This window comes from Planococcus sp. ISL-109, from assembly GCF_018613655.1.
Lineage (GTDB): Bacteria > Bacillota > Bacilli > Bacillales_A > Planococcaceae > Planococcus.
Genome location: NZ_JAGGPW010000041.1, coordinates 1 through 1,763, shown reverse-complemented (window position 1 = coordinate 1,763; position 1,763 = coordinate 1). Strand labels below are relative to the sequence as shown.

The following is a 1,763-nucleotide window of genomic DNA, read 5'->3' as shown; positions in this document are numbered from 1 at the left end:
AGTTTCTTTGACATCTGATAAATAGGGGGTAAGATCTAGACTTTTATTTTTAAATAGCTTGCGCTATTAGACTGCGCTTCAGGGGCACGCTTGCCGGGGGGCGGGCGTCGACATATCTGTCAACTTAACGTCAGGTGTAGATTCTTTTCAAAGATGGTATGGAAGAATACCAACTTATACAGAAAGGAGTCTTGGTAATGGCGACTCGATCGGCAGTTGAGTTACTCGATCGATTGTTCACGGTGTTAGCCCCTGAAAAAGTCGATGCCTTGGCTAAAGAAACGGGATTTATCCAGCGCAAACGAACTCTTTCAGCTAGCGATTTTCTATCATTGCTTTTTCAATTTCAAGGGAATGTGATGGGGTGTACGTTGCAAGAGCTCTGCGGAAAACTCGCAGCTCAACACGACATTTCAGTAAGCCGGACGGCAATCGATAAGAAGTTCACGATGCACGCTGTGCACTTTCTTCAGCGATTGGTACAAGAACTGTTTCTCGCACAATCGACCCTTCAGCTGACTTCACATATCGAAGCCAAAGATTGGCCATTTAGCAGTATTCGAGTGATTGATGCGACGGAAGCGAGCGTGCCAGACCATTTGAAAGCACGAGCCCGAAAGACACGCCAAACTCCCGTGAAAATCCAATACGAGTTTGATGTACTAACCGGGAGGTTCACTTTTTTTCACCTAGATTTCAAAAAACTCAACGATGCTTCTATGGGTGCGAAACGGGTGCCGTTTCTAGAAGAAAAAGAACTCTGCATTCAAGATCTAGGTTATTTCCGGACCCAGTCACTACAAGAGATACAAGAACAGGGCAGTTATTTTCTTACCAAGTTTCGAAGTAATGCCTATTTAGCGTTTGAAAACCCCTTCCCTGACCAGTATCCCGACGGGGAAGCTATCCAAAACACTCTTTATCATAAGATCGACTTGGTGGGGTTGTCCCGAAATATGGAACCTGGTGAAATCCTGGAACTCGAGGAAGTTTATTTCGGCTTAAAAGCGCATTTCCCTGCACGTTGTATTCTCTTGTCACGTGATGAAGCGCAAACCAACGTACGGCTAGACTCGATTGATCGCCGAGCCTCTAAGTCATGCAAAAAACCCTTAGCCATCGTCCGAGAAATGGCAGGGGTAATCGGGTACATGACGAATCTACCGGAAACAGTTCCACCGGAACGCGTGCTGGAATTATATCGATTGCGCTGGCAAATCGAACTGCTCTTTAAAACGTTAAAATCACATTTAAAAATGAAGCAATTTAAACTGGTCAAACTCGAACGGTGGCTCTGTCATCTGTACGGTACACTCTTGGTTCTATTACTAAGTCAGTTGATTGCGTATCAATTGCGGAACATGATTTGGGAAGAAGAAGCGAAAGAAATTAGTGAAACCGTGGCTATTCGGAGCATCGCCCGTGAAGGGTTGCCTAAGCTTTATGAGGATTTTCGGCACAAAAAGAAGGCCTTCGAGACGTTTGTCCATTCAATGAGCTGTTTACTCATCAAAACTGCACGGAAACCGCATTCCGCCCAAGGGACCGCCTTGAAACGCCTTCAATTAACGTAGAAGAACCCAAAAAATCAGCCTCCCGCCCGGAGGTTTATTTGGCGTTCTTAATTATTTCTATTGCCAGTTCCACACAAAACCAAACCTAAACCACTTCGAAATTCCCGCGAAAAATCCGCGGGAATTTCTTAAGTTGACAGGTATGTCGATTCCCGCCCCACGGAAAGCGAGCGGTAAGCTTCGGAAAAT

General features: G+C 45.4%; 1 protein-coding gene. It reads left to right on the top strand.

The features are described from left to right. Window positions 1-197: 197 nt before the first annotated feature. A complete protein-coding gene (locus J7E21_RS16130) occupies window positions 198-1,574 on the top strand; it encodes an IS4 family transposase (RefSeq protein WP_215109665.1) in 1,377 nt (458 codons plus the stop codon). Window positions 1,575-1,763 lie beyond the last annotated feature (189 nt).